This window comes from Promicromonospora umidemergens, from assembly GCF_024171995.1.
Lineage (GTDB): Bacteria > Actinomycetota > Actinomycetes > Actinomycetales > Cellulomonadaceae > Promicromonospora > Promicromonospora umidemergens.
The window spans coordinates 12,449-35,581 of the sequence record NZ_JAMTCT010000030.1 but is presented as its reverse complement, the minus strand read 5'-3'; the positions used below and the strand labels follow the sequence as shown (position 1 = coordinate 35,581).

At 67.8% G+C, this 23,133-nt stretch carries 22 protein-coding genes, 1 tRNA gene and 1 pseudogene; 13 read left to right on the top strand and 11 right to left on the bottom strand.

Annotated features, from left to right (window positions below; translation table 11 throughout):
* The first annotated feature begins 19 nt into the window (after positions 1-19).
* Positions 20-310, top strand: a complete 291-nt coding sequence (locus APR04_RS27650; RefSeq protein WP_253877212.1) for a hypothetical protein — start codon at positions 20-22, stop codon at positions 308-310.
* Positions 311-423: 113 nt separating this feature from the next.
* On the opposite strand, the gene mscL is transcribed toward APR04_RS27650, so the two are convergent.
* Positions 424-849: a large conductance mechanosensitive channel protein MscL gene (gene mscL / locus APR04_RS27645; protein WP_253877210.1), complete on the bottom strand. Its 426-nt coding sequence runs from the start codon at positions 847-849 to the stop codon at positions 424-426.
* Between the two features lie 161 nt (positions 850-1,010).
* Positions 1,011-1,856 (bottom strand): Flp pilus assembly protein CpaB, encoded by an 846-nt coding sequence (gene cpaB / locus APR04_RS27640; RefSeq protein WP_253877208.1) that lies wholly within the window; start codon positions 1,854-1,856, stop codon positions 1,011-1,013.
* A gap of 286 nt (positions 1,857-2,142) precedes the next feature.
* Here cpaB and APR04_RS31205 point away from each other — a divergent pair, with 286 nt between their 5' ends.
* On the top strand, positions 2,143-2,370 hold the full coding sequence (locus tag APR04_RS31205) for a hypothetical protein (protein ID WP_308292400.1): 228 nt from the start codon (positions 2,143-2,145) through the stop codon (positions 2,368-2,370).
* A 14-nt stretch (positions 2,371-2,384) separates the two neighbouring features.
* On the opposite strand, the pseudogene APR04_RS31200 reads toward APR04_RS31205, so the two are convergent.
* Positions 2,385-2,525: pseudogene (locus APR04_RS31200) on the bottom strand (FmdB family zinc ribbon protein); the annotation flags it as partial.
* Positions 2,526-2,710: 185 nt separating this feature from the next.
* On the opposite strand from APR04_RS31200, the gene APR04_RS27630 reads away from it, so the two are divergent.
* Positions 2,711-5,389 (top strand): penicillin acylase family protein, encoded by a 2,679-nt coding sequence (locus tag APR04_RS27630; RefSeq protein ID WP_372496181.1) that lies wholly within the window; start codon positions 2,711-2,713, stop codon positions 5,387-5,389.
* Between the two features lie 79 nt (positions 5,390-5,468).
* On the opposite strand, the gene APR04_RS27625 is transcribed toward APR04_RS27630, so the two are convergent.
* Positions 5,469-6,113 carry a 5-formyltetrahydrofolate cyclo-ligase gene (locus tag APR04_RS27625; RefSeq protein ID WP_253877204.1) on the bottom strand — a complete coding sequence of 215 codons (645 nt, stop codon included), beginning with the start codon at positions 6,111-6,113 and terminating at the stop codon, positions 5,469-5,471.
* 227 nt (positions 6,114-6,340) lie between these two features.
* Between APR04_RS27625 and APR04_RS27620 the strand changes: the two genes are divergently transcribed.
* The 5 genes from APR04_RS27620 to APR04_RS27600 all read left to right on the top strand — a co-directional run bounded on the left by APR04_RS27620 (position 6,341) and on the right by APR04_RS27600 (position 10,149).
* The gene (locus APR04_RS27620; RefSeq protein ID WP_372496180.1) at positions 6,341-6,952 is read left to right on the top strand and encodes a GNAT family N-acetyltransferase; all 612 of its coding nucleotides are present in this window, start codon (positions 6,341-6,343) and stop codon (positions 6,950-6,952) included.
* A gap of 234 nt (positions 6,953-7,186) precedes the next feature.
* Positions 7,187-8,161, top strand: a complete 975-nt coding sequence (locus tag APR04_RS27615; RefSeq protein WP_253877202.1) for a hypothetical protein — start codon at positions 7,187-7,189, stop codon at positions 8,159-8,161.
* A gap of 101 nt (positions 8,162-8,262) precedes the next feature.
* Positions 8,263-8,335 (top strand) — tRNA-Ala (locus tag APR04_RS27610).
* Positions 8,336-8,523: 188 nt separating this feature from the next.
* Positions 8,524-8,796 (top strand): helix-turn-helix transcriptional regulator, encoded by a 273-nt coding sequence (locus APR04_RS27605; RefSeq protein WP_253877200.1) that lies wholly within the window; start codon positions 8,524-8,526, stop codon positions 8,794-8,796.
* 3 nt (positions 8,797-8,799) lie between these two features.
* Entirely contained in the window at positions 8,800-10,149 is a 1,350-nt protein-coding gene (locus APR04_RS27600) for a tyrosine-type recombinase/integrase (protein ID WP_253877198.1), read from the top strand.
* A gap of 257 nt (positions 10,150-10,406) precedes the next feature.
* Here APR04_RS27600 and APR04_RS27595 read toward each other — a convergent pair whose 3' ends face one another.
* The 3 genes from APR04_RS27595 to APR04_RS27585 all read right to left on the bottom strand — a co-directional run bounded on the left by APR04_RS27595 (position 10,407) and on the right by APR04_RS27585 (position 15,253).
* Complete coding sequence (locus APR04_RS27595) at positions 10,407-12,530, bottom strand: AAA family ATPase (protein ID WP_253877196.1); 2,124 nt, start codon at positions 12,528-12,530, stop codon at positions 10,407-10,409.
* 637 nt (positions 12,531-13,167) lie between these two features.
* Positions 13,168-14,280 carry a ParB N-terminal domain-containing protein gene (locus APR04_RS27590; protein WP_253877194.1) on the bottom strand — a complete coding sequence of 371 codons (1,113 nt, stop codon included), beginning with the start codon at positions 14,278-14,280 and terminating at the stop codon, positions 13,168-13,170.
* The gene (locus tag APR04_RS27585; protein WP_253877192.1) at positions 14,270-15,253 is read right to left on the bottom strand and encodes a hypothetical protein; all 984 of its coding nucleotides are present in this window, start codon (positions 15,251-15,253) and stop codon (positions 14,270-14,272) included. Before APR04_RS27585 ends, APR04_RS27590 begins: the two co-directional genes overlap by 11 nt.
* A 138-nt stretch (positions 15,254-15,391) precedes the next feature.
* On the opposite strand from APR04_RS27585, the gene APR04_RS27580 reads away from it, so the two are divergent.
* Complete coding sequence (locus APR04_RS27580; protein ID WP_253877190.1) at positions 15,392-16,420, top strand: helix-turn-helix domain-containing protein; 1,029 nt, start codon at positions 15,392-15,394, stop codon at positions 16,418-16,420.
* A 95-nt stretch (positions 16,421-16,515) separates the two neighbouring features.
* Here APR04_RS27580 and APR04_RS27575 read toward each other — a convergent pair whose 3' ends face one another.
* From APR04_RS27575 to APR04_RS27560, 4 genes are read right to left on the bottom strand one after another with little or no spacing between them, the layout of a single operon-like run.
* A complete protein-coding gene (locus APR04_RS27575; RefSeq protein WP_253877188.1) occupies positions 16,516-16,977 on the bottom strand; it encodes a deaminase in 462 nt (153 codons plus the stop codon).
* Positions 16,974-17,654, bottom strand: a complete 681-nt coding sequence (locus tag APR04_RS27570) for a RibD family protein (RefSeq protein ID WP_253877183.1) — start codon at positions 17,652-17,654, stop codon at positions 16,974-16,976. The genes APR04_RS27575 and APR04_RS27570 overlap by 4 nt, the downstream gene beginning before the upstream one ends.
* Positions 17,647-18,384 carry a creatininase family protein gene (locus tag APR04_RS27565; protein ID WP_253877264.1) on the bottom strand — a complete coding sequence of 246 codons (738 nt, stop codon included), beginning with the start codon at positions 18,382-18,384 and terminating at the stop codon, positions 17,647-17,649. The genes APR04_RS27570 and APR04_RS27565 overlap by 8 nt, the downstream gene beginning before the upstream one ends.
* Positions 18,385-18,419: 35 nt before the next feature.
* A complete protein-coding gene (locus tag APR04_RS27560) occupies positions 18,420-19,868 on the bottom strand; it encodes a helix-turn-helix domain-containing protein (RefSeq protein WP_253877181.1) in 1,449 nt (482 codons plus the stop codon).
* 89 nt (positions 19,869-19,957) lie between these two features.
* On the opposite strand from APR04_RS27560, the gene APR04_RS27555 reads away from it, so the two are divergent.
* From APR04_RS27555 to APR04_RS27540, 4 genes are all read left to right on the top strand, one after another.
* Positions 19,958-20,263 (top strand): hypothetical protein, encoded by a 306-nt coding sequence (locus tag APR04_RS27555; protein WP_253877179.1) that lies wholly within the window; start codon positions 19,958-19,960, stop codon positions 20,261-20,263.
* The gene (locus APR04_RS27550; protein ID WP_253877177.1) at positions 20,260-21,381 is read left to right on the top strand and encodes an HAD family hydrolase; all 1,122 of its coding nucleotides are present in this window, start codon (positions 20,260-20,262) and stop codon (positions 21,379-21,381) included. The genes APR04_RS27555 and APR04_RS27550 overlap by 4 nt, the downstream gene beginning before the upstream one ends.
* A gap of 155 nt (positions 21,382-21,536) precedes the next feature.
* On the top strand, positions 21,537-22,778 hold the full coding sequence (gene fxlM, locus APR04_RS27545; RefSeq protein WP_253877175.1) for a methyltransferase, FxLD system: 1,242 nt from the start codon (positions 21,537-21,539) through the stop codon (positions 22,776-22,778).
* 55 nt (positions 22,779-22,833) lie between these two features.
* Positions 22,834-23,028, top strand: coding sequence for an FxLD family lanthipeptide (locus APR04_RS27540; protein ID WP_253877173.1), 195 nt, complete (start codon positions 22,834-22,836; stop codon positions 23,026-23,028).
* Positions 23,029-23,133: the final 105 nt, after the last annotated feature.

Here is a 23,133-nt window from a genome sequence, read left to right as displayed (position 1 = left end):
GTGCGGTGACAATGGTGGGGTGAGCGAGTCCGTGAACCAGCCAGCTGCCCCGGTGCGCCCGGCCACTTCTACACCCTCCGCCGAGCAAGCAGCGCGTGACGCCGACGAGGCAACGGGTGACGCCGCTCCGCGCCGCCGTGGTCCTCGGCGTGCCGTGCGGCGCGGGACCGAGCGGGAGGCAGTGCTGGGCGTGAGCAGCGACGAGCGCCCGGCAGGCTGGGGCGAGGGGTCCGACGGCGGTCCCGGATCGAACGGCAACGGCTCGAACGACGAGCAGCTCCGGCAGGATGTCCCGCCCCATTGGGGCTGACGGACCCGCGTCCGGCACGACGCCAGATGGTCGGTAAGAGGTCAGGTGGTCGGCAGCTCGAGCTGCCGACCACCTGACCTCTTGCCGACCACGCCGAGATGCTCGCCTGCGCCTCAGCTGGAGTGCGGGCCCGCGCTGCTGCCCGCCTGGACGCGCAGCAGGTCGCGGATCTCGGTGAGCAGCACGACCTCCTCGGCAGCCGCCTCCTCGACGACCTCCTCGGGTGACTTGCGGAGGGACTTCAGCTTGTTGATCGGGACGATCACGAAGAAGTAGACCGCTGCCGCGATCAGCAGGAACATGATCAGGCCCTGGATGAAGCTGCCGATCGGGAACACGGTGGACCCGCCGCGCCAGTTGGGGACGCTGAACGCGATGGCCGTGAAGTCGGGGGCACCGACGAGCCAGCCGATGAGCGGCATGATGAAGCCCTCGACGAGGCCGTTGATCACTGCCGAGAAGGCGCCGCCGATCACGACGGCGACTGCGAGATCGAGCACGTTGCCGCGCGTGATGAATTCCTTGAAGCCCTGAAGCATTGTGGTCCCCTGCGGTTGTTCGCGTTGGTCGTGGGTCGCCAGGATCGGCGCCGGTCAAGGGATTCTGCTGTTCATTCGCAGATTCCGCACGTCGACCGGACATTCCACAGAATTGCGGCGCTGTTTATCCCACTATGCCCGATCCAGGTGCCCCATTCGACTTATGGAACCAGCACCGCCGTCACCGAGCCCCAGCCGGAGACCGCCGACAGCTCCGGCGCGTCCTCCGGGGCGACCGCGACGAGCGTCACCAGCCGGTCGCCCTCCGACGCCGGACCGAGCAGCCCGCCCGACCCCTCGGGCTCGCGCCCGGCCGGCACCGGTAGCACCAGCGCGCCGCGGGCGAGGTGCTGGGGCGATCCGGCCTGCGCACTGCCCGACGTCGTCCCGGACAGCAGGTCGACCCGGTCGCCGGGTCGCAGCAGGGCGGCGACGGCATCGTCGGACAGGCGGACCGGGACGACCACGGTGCCGCGCGGTGCGGCGGCGGAGACGCCGGCGTCGGACACGAGCGTGGCGTGCAGCGGCGCGCCCGCCGGAAGCGCGACCACTGCCGCGCGTCCCAGCAGGCCGCGCACGGTGTGGACCGCGCCGGGCGGGGCGAGGTCGGCGGCGATCGCGCGCAGGACCACGTCGTCCCGGGTGAGCTCCGTACCGGCCGGGACCGGCCGGGCGGTCACCGCGACGTCGACGGTCGGGGGCGGCGGAGGCCGCAGGACGTGCACCGTCAGCGCGACAGCCAGGCCGAACAGGGCGGCTGCCAAGGCGAAGCGCCAGCGCCACACGACCCGTCGGACCGGACGGAGGGCCGCGGAACGAGACCCGCCCGGACGGCCCTGCCCTGGTCGGCCCTGCCCTGGTCGGGGCCGACCCGGGCGGGGTAGCAGGCGGGCAAGGCCCGTGCGCGAGCTGCGCTGGGTCGCCCGGCCCCACGGCGTGCGCGAGTCGGAGCCGGGCGGTGAACCGTGGCGCGCGGCCGGTTCGGCGATGGTGTCGAGGAGTCCCATGCCGGCGACGCTACGCAGCAGGGGTGGGGTCGCGGCGCCGCCGTCGGGCCGCTTGTGCACGACAGCCGAGAAAAGCCGCCTGTGGTCGGGCTCGTATCGTTGGGGGCTCGTCGAGCGGGTCGCCGCCCCTGCCGAGGAGCTTCAGGTCCGGTGCTCTGGCCGACGAGGTCGGGCAATCGCCCGGGGTCGGTACGCCGCACCGAGGTCGGTCCAGTGCTGGACCGACCTCGGTGCAGGATGCCGACCTCAGCGCGAGCGCGAGGACCAGCGTCAGGCCGAGGCGGCCTTGGACGTGCTGGACCCGCTCGACGACCCGCTGGACGCGGAACCGGAGGAGCTCGAGGAGCCGGACGAACCCGACGAACCCGACGAGCTCGACGACGACGACGACGAGCCGGAGCTGTCCGACGACGAACCGCCGGACGAACCGCCGGACGACGAGTCCGACGAGGACTCGCCCTTGCCGGACTTCACGGTGCTGTTGGTCGAGGTGCTGCGCGAGTCCGTACGGTAGAAACCGGAGCCCTTGAAGGTGACGCCCACTGAGCTGAACACCTTTCGGAGCCGGCCCTGGCACTCGGGGCAGATGGTCAGCGACGAGTCGCTGAACTCCTGGTGGATGTCGAACGCGTGGCCACAGTCGGCACACCGGTACGCGTAGGTGGGCACGTGCACTCCTCTTGGACGTCAGGCCGGGCGGGGCGTCCCGCGCTCACCGGAACCGGCTCTGGCACTCGGGGTTTCCGAGTGCCAATAGTAACGGTCGCGCGCCGGGGGATAGTCCCAGGATCTCCTGAGAGTGTTCACCGGGGCGCGTTCACTCAAGCACAGGGGCGGGCGGTAGTCTCCACTGCGTGTCCGCGACCACTTCCGCCGAGCCCTTAGAGCCCGCCGAAACTGCCACCTCCGACGGAGCGCGACGCACCAAGCCCCGTCGTACCCGTACCACTCGTGTCCGTCAGTTCATCGTCGGCACAGCCGTCGTCCTGGTGCTCATCCTGGTCGCACTGACGACCTTCGGCTGGCTCACCGGGCGCCGTCCGCTCCCGGAGCACTCCGGGGAGGTGCAGGTCGAGGGGCTCAGCTCCGACGTCCGCGTCAGCCGCGACGCCCAGGGCGTGCCGCAGATCTACGCGGACTCCGCCGACGACCTGTTCCGCGCGCAGGGCTACGTGCACGCGCAGGACCGTTTCTTCGAGATGGACTACCGCCGCCACGTGACCGCCGGCCGGCTGGCCGAGCTCGTGGGCAACAACCCCGACGCGATCCAGGCCGACATGGTCATTCGCACGTTCGGCTGGCGGCACGTCGCCGAGGAGGAGTTCAACATCCTCGACGACACGACGCGGGAGTACCTCCAGGCGTACGCGGACGGTGTCAACGCCTACATCGCGGACCGCAACCCTGCCGAGACGGCCGTGGAGTACACGGTCCTCGACGTGAGTGTCGAGGTGGACGAGCCGGAGCCGTGGGACCCCATCGACTCGCTCGCCTGGCTCAAGGCGATGGCATGGGACCTGCGCGGCAACTACGACGACGAGCTCGACCGGGCGCTGGCGTACAGCACGCTTGGCGATGCGTCGCGCGTCGCGGAGCTGTTCCCTGCCTACTCGGGCACGGGTAACGCGACCATCCTCGACCCGGAGGAGGCGAGCGTCCCGCAGGCGACGCAGCAGACCGACGCGACCCAGACGGCGTCGGGCACCGGGGACGTGTACGAGAGCCCTGAGCTCGCGGAGGCGCTGGAGTCGGCGCAGCGGGCGCTGGACGCGGTGCCGGTGCAGATCGCTCGCGGCGAGGGCACGGGCTCGAACTCGTGGGCGGTGTCGGGCCAGTACACGGAGTCGGGCAAGCCGCTGCTGGCGAACGACCCGCACCTGGACCTCGCCGCGCCGGGCATCTGGGCGCAGGTGGGCCTGCACTGCAACCAGGTGGGCCCGGAGTGCCCCTTCGACGTTTCCGGGTTCTCCTTCTCCGGTTTCCCCGGGGTGATCATCGGGCACAACGCGGACATCGCCTGGGGCCTGACGAACATGGGCGCCGACGTCACCGACTTCTTCATCGAGCGGGTCCGCAACGACACGTACCTGCGTGGTGCGGACGAGTGGGTCCCGATGGAGAAGGAGACCGAGGTGATCCGGGTCGACGGCGGCAGCCCGGTCGAGCTGGAGGTCCGGCGGACCGTGCACGGCCCGATCGTCTCGTCCGTCATGGACGAGGCCACCATGGAAGCGGTGCGCAACTCGCCCACGGAGGACGGCACGCAGCTGGGCCAGTACGAGATCTCGCTGCAGTGGACCGCGCTCGAGCCCGGCCGCACCGCTGACGCCGTGTTCGAGATGAACCGGGCGAAGAACCCGAAGGACATGAAGGCGGCGGCCGCGAAGTTCGACGTCCCGGCGCAGAACATCGTCTTCGCCACCACCGATGGGCACATCGGCTACCAGGCGCCGGGCAAGATCCCGGTGCGCGCCAGCGTCCCGGGCGTGGTCGAGTCGGACGGCGCCTGGCCGCGCCCCGGCTGGGACGCCCGCTACGACTGGACCGGCTACGTGCCCAAGGAACAGATGCCGGGCGTGGTCGACCCAAAGGAAGGCTTCGTGGTCGCGGCGAACCAGGCGGTGCTGCCCGGGGGCAGCGGGCCGTTCCTCACCCGGGACTGGGACTACGGGTACCGCTCGGAACGCATCCGGACGCTGCTCACCGACCGGATCGCCGAAGGGAGCAAGCTCTCCGCCAGCAACATGTCGGACATCCAGATGGACCAGTGGAGCGTGTTCGCCGACACCCTCGTACCCGTGCTGCTCGCGGTCAACCTCCCCGCCGGCTACGACTCGGACGGCCAGGCTCTCCTCGCCGACTGGGACGGCTACTCCATGGACGAGGGCTCTGCGGCTGCTGCGTACTTCGCCGCCGTGTGGCGCAACCTTCTGCGGACCACCTTCAACGACGAGCTGCCGCAGTCCATGTGGCCCGAGGGCGGCAGCCGCTGGCTGGCCGTGATCCAGGGCATGCTCGACAACCCGAACGACGCGTTCTGGGACGACAAGTCCACGGTGTCCGTCGTGGAGAGCCGCGACCAGGTGCTCACGGAGGCGCTGGTCAGCGCGCGCCAGGACCTGACGGTCGAGCTCGGCAAGGACACGAGCGACTGGGAGTGGGGAAAGCTCCACCAGCTGCGGCTGGAGCACCTGGTGCTGGGCGGGCCGGGCGTCCCGGCTCCGGTGGCGGCGTACATGAACCCGGCGCCGGTCAAGGTCGGGGGAGGAACCTCGATCGTGAACGCCACGGCGTGGGACGCCTCCAGCGGCAGCTTCGAGGTGACCAGCGGCCCGTCGATGCGCATGGTCGTCGACCTCGCGGATCTCGACGCCTCCACGTGGGTGGTCGTGACCGGTACGTCCGCACACCCGGCGTCGGAGCACTACGACGACCAGCTCGACGCCTGGGTGAACGGCGAGACCTTCCCGTGGCCGTTCAGCGCCGAGGCGGTCGACGCCGCACAGGAGAACGAGCTGATCCTCACGCCGTGAGGTAGGCGGTCGTCGGTCGAGCCGCCCGTCGCCGGTCGAGCCTGCCGAGACCGGTCTCGGCAGGCTCGACCGGCGACGGTCACCCGAGCCAGCGCCAGTCGGCGGTGGTCGCGGCTGCGTGCACCAGGATGTCGTGCTCCTCGCGCGGCAGCGGGTGCTCCGCGGCGTCGTACACCTCTTCGGGGAAGACGACGGCGATCACGTTCGCGCCCGGCCGCAGGTGGGTCAGGGCGCGGTCGTACCAGCCGCCGCCCTGCCCCAGCCGCACCCCGCGGGTGTCGATGGCGAGGGCGGGCGCCAGGACGACGTCGGCCAGCTTGGTGGCGTCGGTGCCGAGGGTGGGGCCACCGGGCTCGGGTGGACGACCGGGCGCGCGCTCCAGGAGGTCGTCCGGACCGGTGTAGTCCGCCCAGTCGCGGGCCAGACCCGCGCCGAGCACCGGGAGCAGCACGCGGACACCGCGCCCCGTGAGGCGGTCCAGGAGTGGCAGCATGCCGGGTTCGGTGCTGCGTGCGGCGTACGCGGCGACGCATCCCGCGTCGCGAACCTCGGGAATTGACTCGATGATGTCCGCTAGTGACTCGGCCGCTTGTGCCCGCTGCCGGGCCGACCGGTGGCCGCGCTGCGCGCGGATCGCGCGGCGGAGCTCTTCCTTGGCGTCACCAGTCTCCATCCCGGGTAGGACGGGGTACGGCTGTGGCGTCGGAACAGAGATGCCGCTCATGACCGCTATTGTGCCAAGACTCCGAGACAAGATTGTTACGAACAGCGTACGAAGAAGGCGAGAACATGACCGAGCGGCTGCTCGACGGGTTTCAGACCACCGAGCGTGGTAGACCCTCTCCAACGCCGGGATTCGTCATGGGACGTGGCAAGGGGCGAACGATGATGCCGTCGAGCAAGTCAGATGCGCCGGAAGGCGCGACGGGAAAATTCGGTAAGGGGTGGGCGGTGGCCAAGCCATGGCCGGTGACGCTGCGCGACGACACGGCGGCCGGGGCAGTCGTGCTGCGCCCGCTCCGGCGTCGGGACGCGGGGGACTGGTCCCGGCTGCGAGCAGAGAACGCAGCCTGGCTGGAACGCTGGGAGGCGACGGCGCCCGGCGCGAACCGGTACATCGCCTCGACGTTCGGCGAGTACGTGCGCTCCCTCTCGGCGCAGGCGCGCGCCGGGACGTCGCTCCCGTTCGGCGTCGAGCTCGACGGCGCGCTCGTGGGGCAGCTGACCGTCTCCTCCATCACGTGGGGCTCGATGTGCTCGGCGAGCATCGGCTACTGGGTCAGCCAGAGCGTGGCCGGGCGGGGCGTCATCCCCACGGGCGTGGCGATGGCCACCGACTACGCGTTCTTCCTCGGGCTGCACCGCATCGAGATCAACATCCGGCCCGAGAACAAGCCGAGCCTCCGCGTGGTCGAGAAGCTCGGGCTGCGGGACGAGGGGGTGCGCGAGCGCTTCCTGCACATCCAGGGCCAGTGGCGTGATCACCGCACCTTCGCGATCACCCGCGAGGAGGTCCCCGAGGGGCTGCTGACACGCTGGCAGCGCCTGCGGGACGCGCCCTGACGGCGGGACACGCCGTGCACGGTGCGGCTGGGCGTGGCGATGCTCGCCTAACGTCGTGTCGTGGAATCGACTGCAGGACTGATAGCCGCAACGCTATTCGTCCTGTGGTCGGGCTACTGGCTGCCAACCCTGGTGCGCCATCGGTCAGAGCTCGCGGAATCGCGGGTGACGGACCGGTTTTCGGTGGGGCTGCGCATCGTCGCGATGAGTGGTTCCGACAGGAGAGGAGGAGCGATGGTTGCTGACGGCAAGCCGCGGGGAACCGGCCAGGGCGTGCCGCGCGTCGCTCGTCCGACCCCGAAGGGACACCCGCTCCAGATCATGGTCCGTGGCCGGCCGCTGACGGCGGAGCGCCTCCGCCGGGTCGAACGGCGTGCGCGGCGAGCTGCGCGTGCGCGGCGTCGCCTCATCGTCTCGGCGCTCCTGCTGGTGTGCAGCATCGGCGGCTGGGCACTCGTCGGGCTCGACCGGCTGCACTGGGGCGCGGCCGTCGCGCCGTCGGCCATGCTGCTGTTCGTGCTCTTCCTGGGCCGCCGTGCGGCCCGCGCTGCGCGACGCGCGGACGCCAGGTGGCAGGCCACCGTGCGGGCCGCTCGGCAGCGTGCCACGCAGGCGCGAGCCCTTGCCAACGGTGGCCCGTACGCCCCGCGTAACCGCGCGCAGGTCACCGGCCTCGCCACCCGCGGCTCGAGCACCGAGACGCAGGCGATCCCACGGGTCGCCCGCAAGGACGTGCTCGACGAGATCCTCGACGGCCCGGCGGAGCCGAAGGTCATCGAGGTCTCGGTGGAGGACGAGACCAAGGCGGCCCCGAAGACCGAGCGCACGGCGGAGGACGAGAAGCCGGCGAAGCGGGACGCGGTACCGAGCGGGCGCGCCTGGGACCCCGTCCCGGTTCCCCTGCCCACCTACGTGACCAAGCCTGCGGCACCGCAGCGTCAGCCCGCGGCGCTCCCGGCCTCGTCGACCGCACCCAAGGGTCCGACGGCGCCCACCGGTTCGGCGTCGTCGTCGAGCGGTACCGGTCGTCAGGTCTCCGCCGGCCCTACCTCCGCGCCGCCGTCGGTGCCGGTTTCCGGCGCCGCGCCGGCTACGGGCCCGGTCGCCGAGGACGACGAGCTGTCGCGTGGCGAGCCGCCGCGGATGAAGTCCGAGACGCTGGGCAAGCCGCTGGAAGAGATCCTGGCGCGACGCCGGGCCGCTGGGTGACATAGCCGGTGAGGTCGCGCGGGTCGCGTGTTCGTGACCCGTGCGACACCCCGTCAAGTTGCGGAGGACCGGCGGTGAAGTGCTAGTCTTCTGCAGTCCGAGGGGCTATGGCGCAGTTGGTAGCGCGCTTCGTTCGCAATGAAGAGGTCGGGGGTTCGAATCCCCCTAGCTCCACCCGGTGAAGGCCGCTGAACCGCTCGAAAGAGCAGGTCAGCGGCCTTCGACGTTCCTCGCAGGGCACCTAGAGAAGGAATGGTGCAACGAGGATGACACGGTTCGTGACACGGTTTGAGCGCCCACGGGTGCCGCTCAGTGCCCATGGTTCGAGGTGGCTCAAGGTGGCCGCTGGACTCTTAAGGGGTATGAGCGCAGAGCCCGAGGATCGACTGGACCGCACCCCGATGTGGACCCTCGACGAGCTCTGCGCGTTCGTGCGTACGACCCCTGCCACGGTCTACACGTGGCGTAAGCACGGCCGGGCTCCGAAGGCGTACAAGATCGGCCGACACCTGCTGTTCGCGGAGGCTGACGTCCGGGCGTGGTTGAAGGCGTGCGCGGAGGATGCCAGGGCCGTCGACGACGCGGACGACACCACCGATGGCCCGGGTGCGGGTGCCGATGGGTCGGGGTGGTGAGCCATGGGCAAGCACAAGCTGGAACCGGGCGAGCACGGTGAGATCTTTCTTCAGCAGACCGGCCTGAAGACGTGGCGTGGGCGCACGCGGTTGTGCCTGTGGGACGGCACGGAGACGTGGGTATCCCGCAACGCGTCGACGGACGATGCGGCTCGGTTGAAGGTCCAGAAGGGGGTCGTGGAGCGACTGAGCGCGGCCCGCGGCTCGGACGACCTGAAGCCCAACTCGAAGGTCGGGCTTGCGTGCCGGCAGTGGGTCGCGGAGATGCGAGTGCGTTCGGAGTGGCCGCGCCCGCCGATCCGTCCACAGACTGTGGACGAGTACGAGCGGCTGCTGGGCAACCACGTGGTGCCAACCCTGGGCAAGCGCCGACTGAACGAGCTCACGCCTGCCCTGTGCCAGGCGTTCGTGGACGGGATCGTGAAGCTGGGCAAGTCCAAAGAGCGGCAGGCCAAGGGGCAGGAGATGGTGACCACCACGCTGCAGGTGCGATCCGCTCTGTGCATGGTGCTCGACCGGGCCGTGGTCCACGACGCGATTCGCGACAACCCGATGCGCAAGACGATCGCGCCTGCGAGGAAGAAGCCGAACCCCAAGGCGATGACAGTGACGGACGTGTACCGCCTGCGGACCGCGGTCCGGGCGTGGGAGAAAGACCGCGAGGGCAAGCCGGGGCCGAAGCCGACGGGTCAACTGCCGGCCGCGATCGATGTAATGCTCGGGACCGGGATGCGCATCGGAGAGGTGATGGCGCTGCGCTGGGGCGAGGTGAACCTGTCCCCGGACGGGCTGCCGACGATCGCCGTGGAAGCGACCCTGACGGACGTGAAGGGGCAGGGCACGGTGCGGCAGCCCATGCCGAAGACCGATGCGGGGGAGCGGGTCATCATCATCCCGCCGTTCGTCGTGGAGTCGCTGGAGCAGATCCGCCCTGTGGTGACGAGCGCAGAGATGCCGGTATTTCCTTCGCGCCGATTCAAGGACAAGCGAGTGAGGGAGCAGACGACCGCCAACCTGCGCCGCACTCTCCGGTCGGCGCTGGCTCTGGCGAAGATGGCCGGTGAGGTGCATCCACACCTGCTGCGCTCCACCGCGGCGACCTTTGTCGCGCGGCGAATGCGGGCGGCGGACGCGGCGGCATTGCTGGGTCACAAGATTGACGCCGGGGTTACCGGGAGGCACTACATCGAGCGGCTGCGCTTGGCGCCGGACACGTCGGCCGTGCTGCAGGAGATGGTCGACATCGGCAAGGAGGAAGCCGCGAAGCTGAAGCGAGCCAAGGTCGCTGCGGCATCCGGGATGGGGTCGCGGGAGAAGGCGGTGGCTACCAGAGCGGACGCTGTGCTTCGTTGACGGCTGACCCTGCGCTCCGGACGGGTTCTGCCGCCAGAGCGCAGGGCGTCGCTTGCGACAAGACTGTAGACACCAGGCGCCCGCCAACGAGACGGGAAACACGGAATACACACACCCCGTGCTTCCGCAGAGCCAGAGGCCGGACCCAGCACCGGAGAGCCCGCGCCTGATGCGTCAGGCGAGCCGAAGAGCGACTACACCGGTGGGCCAGAGGCTCCGGCACCTCGTTCCTCGTTTTCGCGAGTTCCCGGGGGTCGCTATTTGATGGCTTCGGCCAGGCGAACTTCGCACTCCCTGACTACGTGTTCGGGAACGGCATCAAACTCGCGCGGATTCAACTGCATCAGGTACTCGTTCTCGATGTGGTAAGACTCGTTCACGAACTTCTGAAAGGCTCTATCTTCACCCTTTATCCAAGTCTTATCAGAGAGAAAGAGACGGAAGAGCTGTACCTTCTCATACCCGACATCTGTCGCTTCGAACTTCGCCTTCACGATCGCCGGGTCTTTGAGTTCCTGCACGACTTTGCCATAGTCAAGCGCGGGGATGTGCTGCCGAACCTTCTCCGTGCCAGCGGCAAGACGGTCCGCTGTCATAGGGGCGAACTCGCCGTCTGCCCCCTTAACTTCGGCGACGTCTCGAACATGTAGCAGGCTCGACAGAATGTGGTACTCGTCTCCAAATTCCCCATGCGCTTCATAGAAGCGGCGGAGGTAGATGCACTTTATGGCGTCGTCGGACGACGCTTCGATGTTGGTCAGGCAGATCTGGGAGAAAGTTGAAATGTGATGCTTATCGATGCGAGATTCCCGGACCGTGCCGGCGCGGCTGTGAAGGAAGTGTGCGATTGGCTTCATCATGGCAAACTGCCCTGAGGTGGGGTTAAGCACGATGTCGATCGCCGGTTCGATGTCGTGGGTCAGTAGCAGCGTCGTGAACTCGCGGATGCTGCTCTTTCCGTGGAATAACTGGTGGAGGATCGCGTACTTTTTCGTCTTGTCGAAGCTCGACACGGGGTCGTCCAGCACAACGAGATCCGGCTTTTCCTTCCGCACATGGTGCATGAAGAGGACGAGTGCGAAAGCGTTTCTTTCTCCGTAGCTCAGGTGGCGGCCCGCCGATTCAATGTGGCCTGCGGAGTCCTCATGCTCCACAATCATCTTGTACGAGTCGTTGGTCTTCTCGATCTTTACGGTGTACCGATAACCTGCTGAGCGCAGGAACTCATTGACCGCATCCTGGTTCGTCCTTATAAGGTCGGCCACCCGACGGTTCTGCTTCCCGAGTTCGGCGCGCAGCTCGTCAATCCGCCCTGCAATCTCGTCGAGCTTGTTATTGATCAACCTCACGACCGATGCTGACTTCTCGGAGTTGAGCGCGTCGAGTAGTGGAAGGTCGATCTTGAGGTCTAGAAGAAGTGCACTGACGTCATCGGTATCCCGGAGGGTGTGAAATGAGAGTGCGCGGAGATCCGTCAACTTTCCTAGGAAGGTTTGAACTTGTTCGCGGAGGTTGGTAAGGAAGATGCTCTGCTCCGGGGAGAGCTCCCCGAGGGAGGTGAGTAGGCCCTGCAGAAGTTCACGTTTGCTGTCCTCGAAGTAGTCCCCGAGCTGGTCGACCACCTGGCGAAGTGCGCTCAGATTTTTGACCGCCGCAGACTCATAAACTGCCGAGACTTGTTTTGCAGTCGCTTTATCTACACCCGAGTTGGAGCAAAACGGGCAGTTCTCCGAGAGGTCGAGGAAGGTTTTCCCCTTGGACTGCCAGGTGATCCAGGTGGCAGGATCATCGCTGTCCAGGAACTGTTTGTAGCCTTGTAGGGGTTCGGGGACGTGCGCCATTTTTCCACCCATCCCTATAGCCTTGAACCCCCGGCTATTCTTTGCGATCGCGCCAGTTTTGGTTACACCGAAAGCATCGCGCAACGCGGTGAACGCGGTCAAAGCGGCGTCGAATTCCTCCTGTTGGGAGAAAGTATCTTTGAGGGCTTGGAAAAGCGAGTCGATTTGAACGAGACCCTGCTTGTACTCGTCGGTATTGATGAAGACTTCAAAGCTGTTCTTCAGCACCTCATCGGGCTGAAATACAAACCGTGATACATAATCGTCGTCGAAGACGAGCACCGTCTTGATTGTGTCGGCGCCGACAACCTCAGGCGACGGGGCGCCATCGACTCCACGATGTTTGAATGGCACGAGCGAATCGAGGGAGCCGTCTCCTTGAGCGCGCAACTGGAGTGCGCGAGCGATCGTACTTTTTCCGACACCGTTAGCACCATATTTGATGTTCAGCGCTGATTTCCGAAGTGTGATCGTTGCTTCGGAGATGCTGTTGCAATCCCGTATTTCGATCATAAGATCTTCGGTGGTTGCATCGGTCATTTAATCCGCACCTGCCTGCTAGGGGACATCGCCTTTGGCGCTTTGCGCACTAGTTCTCCCATGGGCTCTAGTCAAGCGGATCCGGCCGTACGCCTCGCGGACCTGCGCCAGGCGAGCGCACGGTCCCGCGGTCCCGGAGAAGAGCTCGTGTAGTGGTCCATTTCCGCCCTGACTCCTTCGCGCGAACAACGGTGAGCCTCGTCCATCGAACGGCTGGACCCTGGAGTGGAGCGCTCCGTGATCAGAGTTTGAGGCTACGGGCTGTCAGCGAGATCCCGTCGGGCTGCTGGACGGCAGAGCGGGTGACATTTGGATCGGAGCGGAAGTGGCCGAAGGCCATCGAGTTCCGCACACTCCTGTCGAGGCCCCTTTGATCCGCGCACAATTGATTCCCCCCTGGCATGACGTGGTTCGATCCTCACGCGGTGCGAGGCGCGGAGTGGCATTGGCCACGGGCCCGTGGCTTGCAGACATGCGGCTCGAGTCGTGCATCAAGGGCACCGCAGCGGCCGCAGTGCTCGTGGAGCGAGCCGGAGCGTACAGGGCGATCCGTAGGGCCAGGACTCAGCCACGGATGGCGTTGGCGCTTGGCCGCCGGGCGCCGCCAACCGGTAGACCCAGCGCATCTAGGGCTTAGCTACCAGAGCGGAGGCTGTTCTTCGTTGACGACGTGACCCTGTGTTCCGGTGGGTTTCTGACGCCGGAGCGCGGGGTGGCGCTTGCGGCGGGCGGCGTGGATGCGGGTGCAGAGATAGTCGAGGCGTTCGGTCGCCCGGTGCAGGCGGGTGAGGTCACTGCTGTTCGCGGTCACGGCGAGAGCATCGGCGTCGGCCTGGTTGATCCACTCGTCGAGGTCTGCGACGAGCGCGGTTAGCGGCCGCGCCGTGCCCAGCTCCGTTGCGGTGCTGGCGTCGTCGGGCGGAGGTGTCGGAGTGCGTGGTGTACGTGGCCGGGCGAGCGCGGCCTGGGCGATGGCGGCCAGCTCAGCGGGATGGTCCTCGCTGTCGTTTGCCGGGGGCTTGGCATCGGTGGCGTGGTGTTCGTTGATGGCTCCGCGAATCTGCTTCCACTGCTTCTCCGGGGAGGCGCCGTTTGTGGTGATGTCGTGCCAGGCGGTCTCGGCCATGGCGCGGATGTGGGCGGGCATGGCGGGGTCGTCGCGGGTGTCCTTGATCCGTCCGGTGTGTTCGAGGCGGGTGTAGGACTTGGCGCCAGTAACGATCTGGGCGGCCTTGGCGCGCGCGTCACCGTGCCGTGCAGGCAGGGTGTGCTGTGACGGTCCCGCCGATTCGGCGGGACCCGTGTTGTCCCTTTTGCCCCCGTCGTTCGAGCTTCCGCCGTTCAGGTCTTTGACGGTGTGGAAGCGGGTCGCGTGCTGCCGGTGGGTGGCTTGTTCGGTCTCGATGGTCTTGTACTCGCGGTACAGCTCCTCGGCGGCCTGAAGCGGCAGGGGCTCGCGGATCGTGTTCTCGTCGTGCTCGGCGATCACGTCACGCAGTCCGGCTGAGGCGCGGCGGACGAACACTGGAACGGTCTTCCAGCCGAGTAGTCGGACGGCTTCCAGGCGTCGCCACCCGCACAGCAGCAGTCCATCGGGGGTGACGGTCAGGGGGCTCAGCAGCCCGCTACGCGTGATCGAGTCACACAGCGCGGACAGGTCGCCGACCTCGCGCCGGTGCCGGTACCCGACGGTGATGGAGTCGATCGCGCGGTCCAGTCGCAGCCCGTCGCTGAGGTCTTCATGCGGCATGCCCAGCCTCCCGCTGGTCGACGTGACGTGGGGGCGTGAGGTCGTGCGCGTCGTCCGTGATCACCTGGTGCGCAGTGTCGCCGGCCAGGAGGCGATGCAGGAGCCCGTTCCGGGTCGGTGTGCCGAGCACGGCCGAGACGAGACGGGTCCAGGTGGGCTGGTCGATGTCCAGTGCTGTCGCTGGTTGGCGGTCCTTGCGCAGCCGTTCGCGCGCTGTAGGGACGCCACCGGCCGACGTCAGAGTCGTGGTGATGTGCTCCAGCCCGAGCCGGGCCACGTCGTTCGGCCATCCGACCGCCACAAGGACCGCGACCGTCGTCCGGGTCGCGGCCCGGACCTGACCCACGACCAGGGCTGTAGCCGGGTCGAGATCGCAGGCTCCCGCGAGGTCGGAGCGTGTGGTGGCCAGAGCGAGTTCGAGCCAGGGCGCCGGTTCGGTGCCGGGAGTCGGGGTCGGGGCGGAGGGGTTACCGATGCGCCAGGCTGGTGGCAGGTCGGTGCGGGCCATCAGCCGACGTGCGCGGTCCCGGGAGCACAGCAGGTCGTCGGCGCGGGCCTCGGCCCGCAGCGTGCGGGCCACCGCTGTGGTGACCACTGCCCATGGGTTCCGTGAGCGTCGCACGGACACGCTGCGGAGTGCTTCGAACGCTGCGACGGCGGCATCGTGTCCGGAGGCGTGATGCTTGCGCGCTAGGTGCACGTACCGGTCGGCGCAGTACGCCAGCAGCGCCGTCGCTTCCGGAGAAGCAGCCCACGACCCCGGTCCCGCCTCGGCGAGGCGGTCGAGCAGGGCACGGAGCCCTTCTGGGGTAGCGAACTCCGGCCGAACATCGAGGTCGCCCAGCTTCTCCTGGTCGGCGGGAGCGAGAGCCGAGACTGCGCTGTCCGAGCGCTCGAGAACCTTGGCGGGCTGCGGTTCGGGGTGGCGGTCCGGCCCTGCCGTCCGGACTGCGCCCGTGGTCTCGTCGCTCATCATCGGTCCTCGGCCAAGGCGCACACACGGCGAGCCCGGCGTGTGTACTACGTTAGGTCCAGATCCAGAAATGTGCAAGGCATACACAACAAGGAGGTGGGTGTTGTGATTGTGCGCTCCGTGAGTAACCTGGTGCGCATGCCGCACCCGACTGTGCCCAAGCGCCCTGACTCTGGCGAGCAATCCGTCCAGCAGTCCGGCGACGCGTGGTCGAGTTCCTGGACGGCGGGGATCGGCGAGCGTCTGCGAGCCGCACGCTTGGCCGCGGGCTTGTCGACGCAGGAGATCGCGGACCGTACTGTCGCGCTGGGCTATCCGATGGCTCGCGCGAGCATCGCGAACCTGGAGACCAGGCCCCGGGAGAAGATCTACCTGCAAGACGTCACCGTGCTCGCGGCTGCGCTCGGGGTCTCACCGGTAGAGATCCTCTACCCCCTGGAAGTCAGCGCCGTCCCGGCCGCCACCTCCACACCCGTCGGAGCGATCCAGCGTGGCGTGCTGAAGAACACCAGCACCCAGGTACTTCCCGGCCGAACCGAACGAACTCCGGTCGCCGCAGCCTGGTTCACCGGCGGATACGGACGAGTCCTCGAAGCGCGCTTGGCCGCCATCACCGCCTACGGCAGGTTTGAAGCTCGCGGCCAGCTCCTGGCAATGCTTGTAGAAGAAGAGAGAGCCGGCACACTGGAAGCCAGGGCCCGGACAGCTGGCGCTCCCGCGCCCGCTCAGTTCATGAGTGTGCTCCGCATGGAGGTCTACGACCTTGCGCGCTGGGCCATCGACGGAATCGCTGCGTACCAGCGGCTCGCGGCAAAGGTCGGCGACACGAGACCCGCGGTCAGTGGCGAGGAACGCGAGATCGCTGAGCACATCGCGGCCACGCCCCCGGCCGGGTACATCCAGGACCCGTACGAACGGCCCTACGTCCAGGGTGCCCTCACCATCGGAGCTCCCGAGCCCGGAGGCACACCCTTCTACCTCCAGGACGACCCCGAAGACCGGTGGACCCCGCCCGACCTCACCCGACCGGCCACCGCATTCGAGGCCATGCGGCAAGAGTCGCCAGTGCGAACCAAGCCCAAGCCAACGAGGACCGAGCCCTGGCCCTCTCCAGCAGGGCCGCCCCGCCGACGGGACAACGGAGGCATGGAAGCACCCGGGTTCTGAAGCCGAGGCGGGTTCGAGACATGGACCGATTGGGAGCTGGCTCAGCCTGGCTGAGGAACTGACAAGCGACGCGGGTCCGAACGACGGATCCGGTGTTAACGATCCAGGTGCTGGTTTGCGCCCCACGCGGCGTGGGCGAGGTCTTCGAACTGGATGACGTCAACTCCGGCTGCTCGTAGAGTCGCGGCGCCGACGCAGTCCACGAAGAGGTCGGGTTCGGACAAGGCGAAGACGACGCGTGGTATCCCCGCTCGCAGGATGTGCTCGGTGCAGGTAACGGGCCGGCTCGCTCGACTGCTGCACGGTTCGAGCGAGGTGTAGAGGGTTGCGGTGGTGAGCCGGGCACGGCCCGCGTCGTCGAGCTCGTTCAGCGCTGTCTCTTCGGCGTGGTCGTGGGGGTCAAACCTCCCCGAGTAGCCGGTCGCCAGCACGGTCCCGTCGGCGTCCACGATGGTCGCGCCGACGCAGAATGAGGTGGCCTTCGGCGTGCACCTGCTCGCCAGAGCGATGGCCTCCTCCAGGCGCCGACGATCGTCTGGAGCGTTGGCGGCCGTCATCGGATCGGCCGGTAGCGCAGGAGGGCACAGTCGCCAACTGCGCGCGTCTCGATCAGATTCATGCGGTTGCGGAAGTCCTGGGGGAACACACCGTCGTGAACGAAGCGCGGTGCGCTGTTCTGGCCGACGAAGATCGGGGCGAACACGATCTGGAGCTCGTCGACGAGGTCGGCGGTCAGGAACACGGTGTGAATGTGTCCGCCACCTTCCACCATGATTCGCTCGACTCCGCGCGCGGCGAGGTCCTCGAGGACAGCTGCTGGTGTCACGGTCTCGCCGAGCGCGACGACGGTGGCGACGTTGCCAAGCCGCTCCTTGACCGTCGCTTCGGCGGCGTCGGTCGTGTACACGATCTTCTCGGCGTCCACGGTTCCGAAGAACTTTGATCCGGGATCAAGGTCGCCGCTCGCCGTGATCGTCACCTTGATCGGGTAGGCAGGCTTGCCGGCGGCGACCCGCTGAGCGCGACGTTCTTCGGACTTGACCACCAGGCGCGGGTTGTCGCGGCGCACGGTATTGGCCCCGATGAGGATCGCGTCGACTCCCTTGCGCTCTTCGTCCACGCGGTCGAAGTCGGCAAGGTTCGACAACCGCAGCCGTTCGGGATGGTTGTCGTCGATGTACCCGTCGAGCGACACCGCGACGGAGAGCAGCACAAAGGGTAGGCGCTCAGCCATTGATGGCCCTCCGGGTCGGGTGGTCGTCGTCGAACAGGCTGAGACATCCGGCGAACCGATCCACCAGTGCTTCGATGACGGCCTGCCCCTTGGCTGCGGTCGCGAGCGAGGGCATCCCGATCACTCCGGAAGTCGTGTAGGCCTTCATCCCCAGGGTGGTGAGGTGGTTACGTGACGGCGAGTCGTGGTCGTTATTCGCGTACGTGTCTCCGACGGAGTCAGGGAAGGCGTGCATGAGGATCGAGGTCTCGAGCTCGCCGGCATGCATGTCGGCCCTGCCGCCAGTCACGATCCCGGCCGTTGCCCGGGCTGCCTTCCAGTCCTCGTTTCCGGGGAACAGCGCCACCGCGGCGCTCTCGACATTCGCTTCTTGAGCGAGGTTGGACAGCGTGTAGTTGCCGCCGTGCGCGTTCACCAGGACCAGGTTGTGAATGCCCGCACGCTGTAGCGATCGGCGCACGTCATTGACGATCGCCATCAGCGTGGCCGGGCTGACGCTCACCGTGCCTGCCAGCCCCGGCATGCCTTCGTGCTCGTGCGAACAGGAGATCGCCACTGGCGGGAGGTTAAGAAGCCCGTACCGCTCGCTGACCCTTTCGGCGATCAGGGTAGCGACCATCGTGTCCGTAGCCAGGGGGAGGTGGTCTCCGTGCTGCTCGAAGCTGCCTATCGGTAGAACCGCGATCCGGGCGCCCTGGCGAGCAGCGTCGGTCGCGGTTACCCGGGGCATGAAACTCACTTCTGCGGTCCTCTCGTGGGGTCGCGTCATCCTCTCAGACGCAACGTCGTCTGAAGAGAGTGCCGCAGGTCAGCCCCCTCGCTACGAGCACCCGTGGTGTGCAGGATCGATGATGCCCGGTACAGCTGCTTTGCGGTGCGGACTGAGCCTGTCTCGCTGAGGATCCGGACGGCCTCCATCGCGATATCTAGGGCGTCGTCAGGCTCCCCGGTTCGGGCGTGGGCGACGGCGAACCGTGCGAGTCCGAGTCCAAGGTCGCGGCGGAATTCGGGTCGCCACTCCGCCAGTCCCTGCTGGAGCGCGCCGAGCGCCCTTTCTGGCTTTTCGAGCTCGACCCAACAGTGGGCGGCTTCCATCTCGATGTAGCTGGGGGTGCAGTAGCGTGCGATGTCGGTGTCCTGGGTGGGCGCGGTCGCCAGCTCGAAAGCGCGGTCGAGCGCGTGTGCGCAGGCGTCCTGATCCCCTAACAGAGCGTGGGCGTGCGCCTCCTGACGGGCCGCGAGTGCCCGCATCCGTGAGGTGAGTTCGCCGGGGACCTCGGCAGCGGCCCGTGCAAGTTCGAGGACGACGTCAGGGCGGCCAGCGTCGAATGCGATGTTGCTCTTGCGCATCAGGATGTAGGAGATGAGGCCCGGGCGCTTGATCTCGGTAGCCATGTCCAGGGCACGGTTCGACCACGTCATGGCGGCCCGGATGTTGCCGCTGTCCTGGTTCAGCCAACCGATGAACTCCGCGAACCGCGCACCGACGTACAGGAGCTGCTTGCGTGACGGGCCGGCGTCCGCAAGGAGTGAGTTGATGAAAGTGGCCTGCGCCTCGGCCAGAGGAAGCATCGGGGCAGGGCCGGTCATGTTGTCGGTGGTCGAGTACTGCCGCAAGGTCGCCAGCAGCGAGTCCGCCAGCGCGGCGTCTGTGGCGTGACTTGTCGCCGGGCGAGGCACCCCACCGGGGAGATTCATCGGCTTCGGACGACGTTCTCGCGACGGCGACGGGTCCGCAGTGGCGAACCAGAGCAGCTCGTGAGGGATGTGGAGAACCGACGCGTAGTCGCGGAGCCGGTCGATGTCCCGGATCTTGTTCCGGCCGGACTCGATACGGCTGAGCTGTCCCTGGGTGATCCCTAGCCACCCGGCAACGAGGCTCTGCGCGAGGGCACGCCGTCCATGACGAGGGTGACGTCGATATGCGGCCACGACCACGCCCATGTCCTGGCTCGCCAGGGCGTCGCGCATGAGGTCCGTCTCCCAGAACGAGCGGTCCAACTGCGGAGAACCGCCCGGACCGGTCTGAGCCGAACGGGCGCAGGCCGAGCACATCGAGGAAGAGTTGTCGGTCGCGACGCGCGCGGCACAGCGGGTGCAGTAGCGCACGAGCGCTGTGGTCGTATCCAGCAACGACTCCACCCCCTCTGTGACGGCAATCACTTGGCTGGTGTCAGCGTACGCGCGGGAGAAGGGCGGATGCGGTGCGCGCATACAAGTTATGCGCACGAGGCTGGACTGCCGTGTGGCTGCCGCCCATAGCGTTCCAGGCATCGAAGCCACCACACGTTCTGGAGAGCACCATGAGCACATCCAGTGAGAACGACGGAGCCGACATGGCTTCGCGGCTGGAAGCAGCGATGGCGACCACCGCGCGGGTGCTGCGAACCGTCGGGGCAGATCACATCGAGATCGTGACGCTCACCCGCGGCAGGATCTGTCTGCAGCCCGTGGACCTCAACCAGGGCGAGCAGATCGCGCGTGCCCTGGGCTGCGACTTCCCGCTGGACCATCGCATGTTCGTCCCTGGGCACACACTCTGGACCGGGCTGGTTGAAGGCCTGGAGATCCAGGTGCGGTCGGCCCTGCGTCAGGTGGTGGCCCGATGACCACCGCGACGACGACGTGCATGCGAGCCCTGGTTGCCCTCGATATCGACGGCACGCTGGTGGACGGCGACCGGCGGATCGCCTCCGGGACGGTCGAATTGCTGGATCTGGTCCGCGCAGCTGGGCACGACGTCGTGCTCGCCACTGGGAGGTCGCTGGCCGGGCTGCTGCCGATCGCCACGAGACTGGGACTCACTACCGGCTGGGCGGTGTGCTCGAACGGGGCCGTGACCGTTCGCCTCGACCGGGCTGCGCCGTCGGGCTACGACGTTGTCGAGGCCCGGATGTTCGAACCGCGGCCCGTGATCCGCCGTGCCCTGGACGTCGCTCCGAGCGTCCGGATCGCGGTCGAGGAGATCGGATGGGGGTGGCGCACCAGCGGTGCGTTCGAGCCCAGTGAGCTCAATGGGCAGCAGAAGACGGTGCTGCTGCCAGATCTGATGGCCGAGCCAGTCACTCGCCTCGCGCTCGTCGCTCCCGGTGTTCGCCGGTACGCAGAGGCGCTGCATGCCACTGGGGTCACAGTGGCACCGCAAGGACCGGACTGGCTCGACGTCACGGCCCCTGCCGTGAATAAGGCCGTCGCACTCGAAGTCGTGCGCGCCCAACTTGACGTGCCCGCAAAGCGCACGGTGGCAGTGGGTGACGGAGTGAACGACCTGGACATGCTCGCCTGGGCCGGACGCTCAGTTGCAATGGGGCAGGCGCCCGCCATCGTGCTTAGCGCTGCGGATCAGGTGACCGGCACCATTGGCCAGGCCGGAGTCCTGCCGATCCTTGCATCGCTCGTCCCGGCCGTGGACGGTGCGTTGTCACCGCTGGCTGCGCAGCTCGCGACCGCCGAGCGGACCGCGCCGGGCCCGGTCGTGCTACGGGTTTGGCACGGCACCGGGCCGGACTTGGCCCGGTGCGAAACCTGGGCCCTCCAAAGCGGGCACTGGGTGCGCCACGGACCGGTCCCATCTGGCGTCGGGACAACGATGCGCGCGATCGAGAAGGCAGCACTAGAGGCTGGGCTGCCCTACCCGCGCGGGGACGAGGGCAGGCGTCGCGCCCAATGGCGCAGCGTCACCGGTGACGGTCCGGCCGGTTTCGAACTTCCCCTGAGTGACCTTTAGCTGCGTCGCGCAACCGCGCAGTGCCCCAGACGACGAGGCAACCGGCACCACCGAGGAGACAGGCGCGGTGCCTGTGCTGCGGCCACTCTTGACCGCAGGTCCGCTCGGACCACGAATGCCACACCACCAAGAACTGCGATCACGAGAGGGATGAGATGACGGAGCAGACGTACGTGTCCGACGGACCCGTTGACAGCGAGCAGGCCCAGGAACTGCGGGAGGGCATGGTCAGCGCGTTGCAGACGTCGGGTGTGCTGCGCAGCCCGGGGGTAGTCGCCGCGCTCAGGGCTGTCCCACGGCACGTGTTCGGGCCCGAGGACGAGTTGGAGTCGGCGTACGCGTTGCGGACAGTGCTGCACCGCACCCTGGACGAGACCGGTGTCGCGGTCAGCATGATCTCAGCCGTCGATATCCAGGCGCTGATGCTCGAACAAGCCCAGATCAGTCCGGGCATGCGGGTTCTCGAGGTCGGCTCGGGCGGCTACAACGCGGCGCTGCTGGCCGAGCTGGTCGGCCCGGACGGGCAGATCACCACGGTCGACATCGACCCTCGCGTGACTGAGCGCAGTGTCCAGTACCTCGCCCGAGCTGGGTACGAGCGCGTGAACGTGGTCCTGGCTGACGCCGATTCTGGCGTCCCGCAGCACGCACCGTACGACCGGATCGTGGTCACCACCTCGGTAGCCGACCTGCCGCCGGCGTGGATCGAGCAGCTCGCGCCCGAGGGCCGGATCATTGTGCCCCTGCGGATGCGGGGCATCACCCGGGTCGTCGTGCTGCACCGGCAGGGCGCCGGTCTGGTGAGCGGCGAGTACGAGCTGGCGCAGTTCGTTCCCATGCGTGGTGCGGCCAGCCCGGCCGAGAGGTACCTGGAGCTGGCCGACGGCGTGACGCTCCTGATCGACTCCGACCTCCCCATCGACCCCGGCGCACTCCGCGACTCCCTGTCACAGCCGCGCGTGGAGGCATGGGGCGAGGTGACCGGCGTGGAGCGGTTTGACGGGCTGCACCTGTGGCTGATGGTCAACGAGCCGATGTTCGGGATCATCACCGCGACCAAGGCCGCCGCCGAGGCCGGACTGATCGCTCACGCCTGGCCGCTGGGCCTGCCGACGATCCTCGACGAGGCCGGCACCTCGTTCGCCTATCTCTCGCTGCGCAGGTTCGACGACGGCCTACGGTTCGGCGCCATCGGCCACGGCCCTCGCGACCAGGAGATGGCCGACCGGCTCGTCACCCTGATCAGCACCTGGGACGAGAGCAACCTCGACGCGACCATCGCCGTCTACCCCGCCGGTACCCCTGACGACGCGATCAGCACCAACGGTCGTGCGCGGGTCCTGGACCGGCCCCGTAACCGTGTGGCCATCACCTGGCCCGCGCCGCAGGAGTCCTGACTCGGGCACCTGCGCGAACACCACTCAAGCAGTACCGAACAAGGAGGAACCAAACATGGTGATGCCCCTGAGCCCCGCCCCCGCGTACTCGCCGCTGAGCGGCACCCCGGTCACCCCCGTGGCCAGCACCGGGTTCGACCTGGACATCCGCGTCGTGGAGTCCGGCCCGATCGTCGAGGACCTCTACCAGCTCACCAACGACAACTGCGGCACGACCTGCGAGACCGCCTGCACCAGTTGCCCCAAGTAGCTCTGCAGCAGTCCCCAGTAGTACCGCAGTAGATCCGCACTGACCGCCCTGGCGTGGGGGCTGGCTCCCGACCGGCTCCCACGCTCTGCGAAGGGAACGAACTGT

Excerpts from the sequence above, each read along its gene's own strand:
- mscL (WP_253877210.1), bottom strand. The coding sequence starts at position 849 with ATGCTTCAGGGCTTCAAGGAATTCATCACGCGCGGCAACGTGCTCGAT.
- cpaB (WP_253877208.1), bottom strand. The coding sequence starts at position 1,856 with ATGGGACTCCTCGACACCATCGCCGAACCGGCCGCGCGCCACGGTTCA.
- APR04_RS27625 (WP_253877204.1), bottom strand. The coding sequence starts at position 6,113 with ATGAGCGGCATCTCTGTTCCGACGCCACAGCCGTACCCCGTCCTACCC.
- APR04_RS27615 (WP_253877202.1), top strand. The coding sequence starts at position 7,187 with ATGGTTGCTGACGGCAAGCCGCGGGGAACCGGCCAGGGCGTGCCGCGC.
- APR04_RS27605 (WP_253877200.1), top strand. The coding sequence starts at position 8,524 with ATGAGCGCAGAGCCCGAGGATCGACTGGACCGCACCCCGATGTGGACC.
- APR04_RS27600 (WP_253877198.1), top strand. The coding sequence starts at position 8,800 with ATGGGCAAGCACAAGCTGGAACCGGGCGAGCACGGTGAGATCTTTCTT.
- APR04_RS27595 (WP_253877196.1), bottom strand. The coding sequence starts at position 12,530 with ATGACCGATGCAACCACCGAAGATCTTATGATCGAAATACGGGATTGC.
- APR04_RS27590 (WP_253877194.1), bottom strand. The coding sequence starts at position 14,280 with ATGCCGCATGAAGACCTCAGCGACGGGCTGCGACTGGACCGCGCGATC.
- APR04_RS27585 (WP_253877192.1), bottom strand. The coding sequence starts at position 15,253 with ATGAGCGACGAGACCACGGGCGCAGTCCGGACGGCAGGGCCGGACCGC.
- APR04_RS27580 (WP_253877190.1), top strand. The coding sequence starts at position 15,392 with ATGCCGCACCCGACTGTGCCCAAGCGCCCTGACTCTGGCGAGCAATCC.
- APR04_RS27575 (WP_253877188.1), bottom strand. The coding sequence starts at position 16,977 with ATGACGGCCGCCAACGCTCCAGACGATCGTCGGCGCCTGGAGGAGGCC.
- APR04_RS27570 (WP_253877183.1), bottom strand. The coding sequence starts at position 17,654 with ATGGCTGAGCGCCTACCCTTTGTGCTGCTCTCCGTCGCGGTGTCGCTC.
- APR04_RS27565 (WP_253877264.1), bottom strand. The coding sequence starts at position 18,384 with ATGCCCCGGGTAACCGCGACCGACGCTGCTCGCCAGGGCGCCCGGATC.
- APR04_RS27560 (WP_253877181.1), bottom strand. The coding sequence starts at position 19,868 with ATGCGCGCACCGCATCCGCCCTTCTCCCGCGCGTACGCTGACACCAGC.
- APR04_RS27555 (WP_253877179.1), top strand. The coding sequence starts at position 19,958 with ATGAGCACATCCAGTGAGAACGACGGAGCCGACATGGCTTCGCGGCTG.
- APR04_RS27550 (WP_253877177.1), top strand. The coding sequence starts at position 20,260 with ATGACCACCGCGACGACGACGTGCATGCGAGCCCTGGTTGCCCTCGAT.
- fxlM (WP_253877175.1), top strand. The coding sequence starts at position 21,537 with ATGACGGAGCAGACGTACGTGTCCGACGGACCCGTTGACAGCGAGCAG.
- APR04_RS27540 (WP_253877173.1), top strand. The coding sequence starts at position 22,834 with ATGGTGATGCCCCTGAGCCCCGCCCCCGCGTACTCGCCGCTGAGCGGC.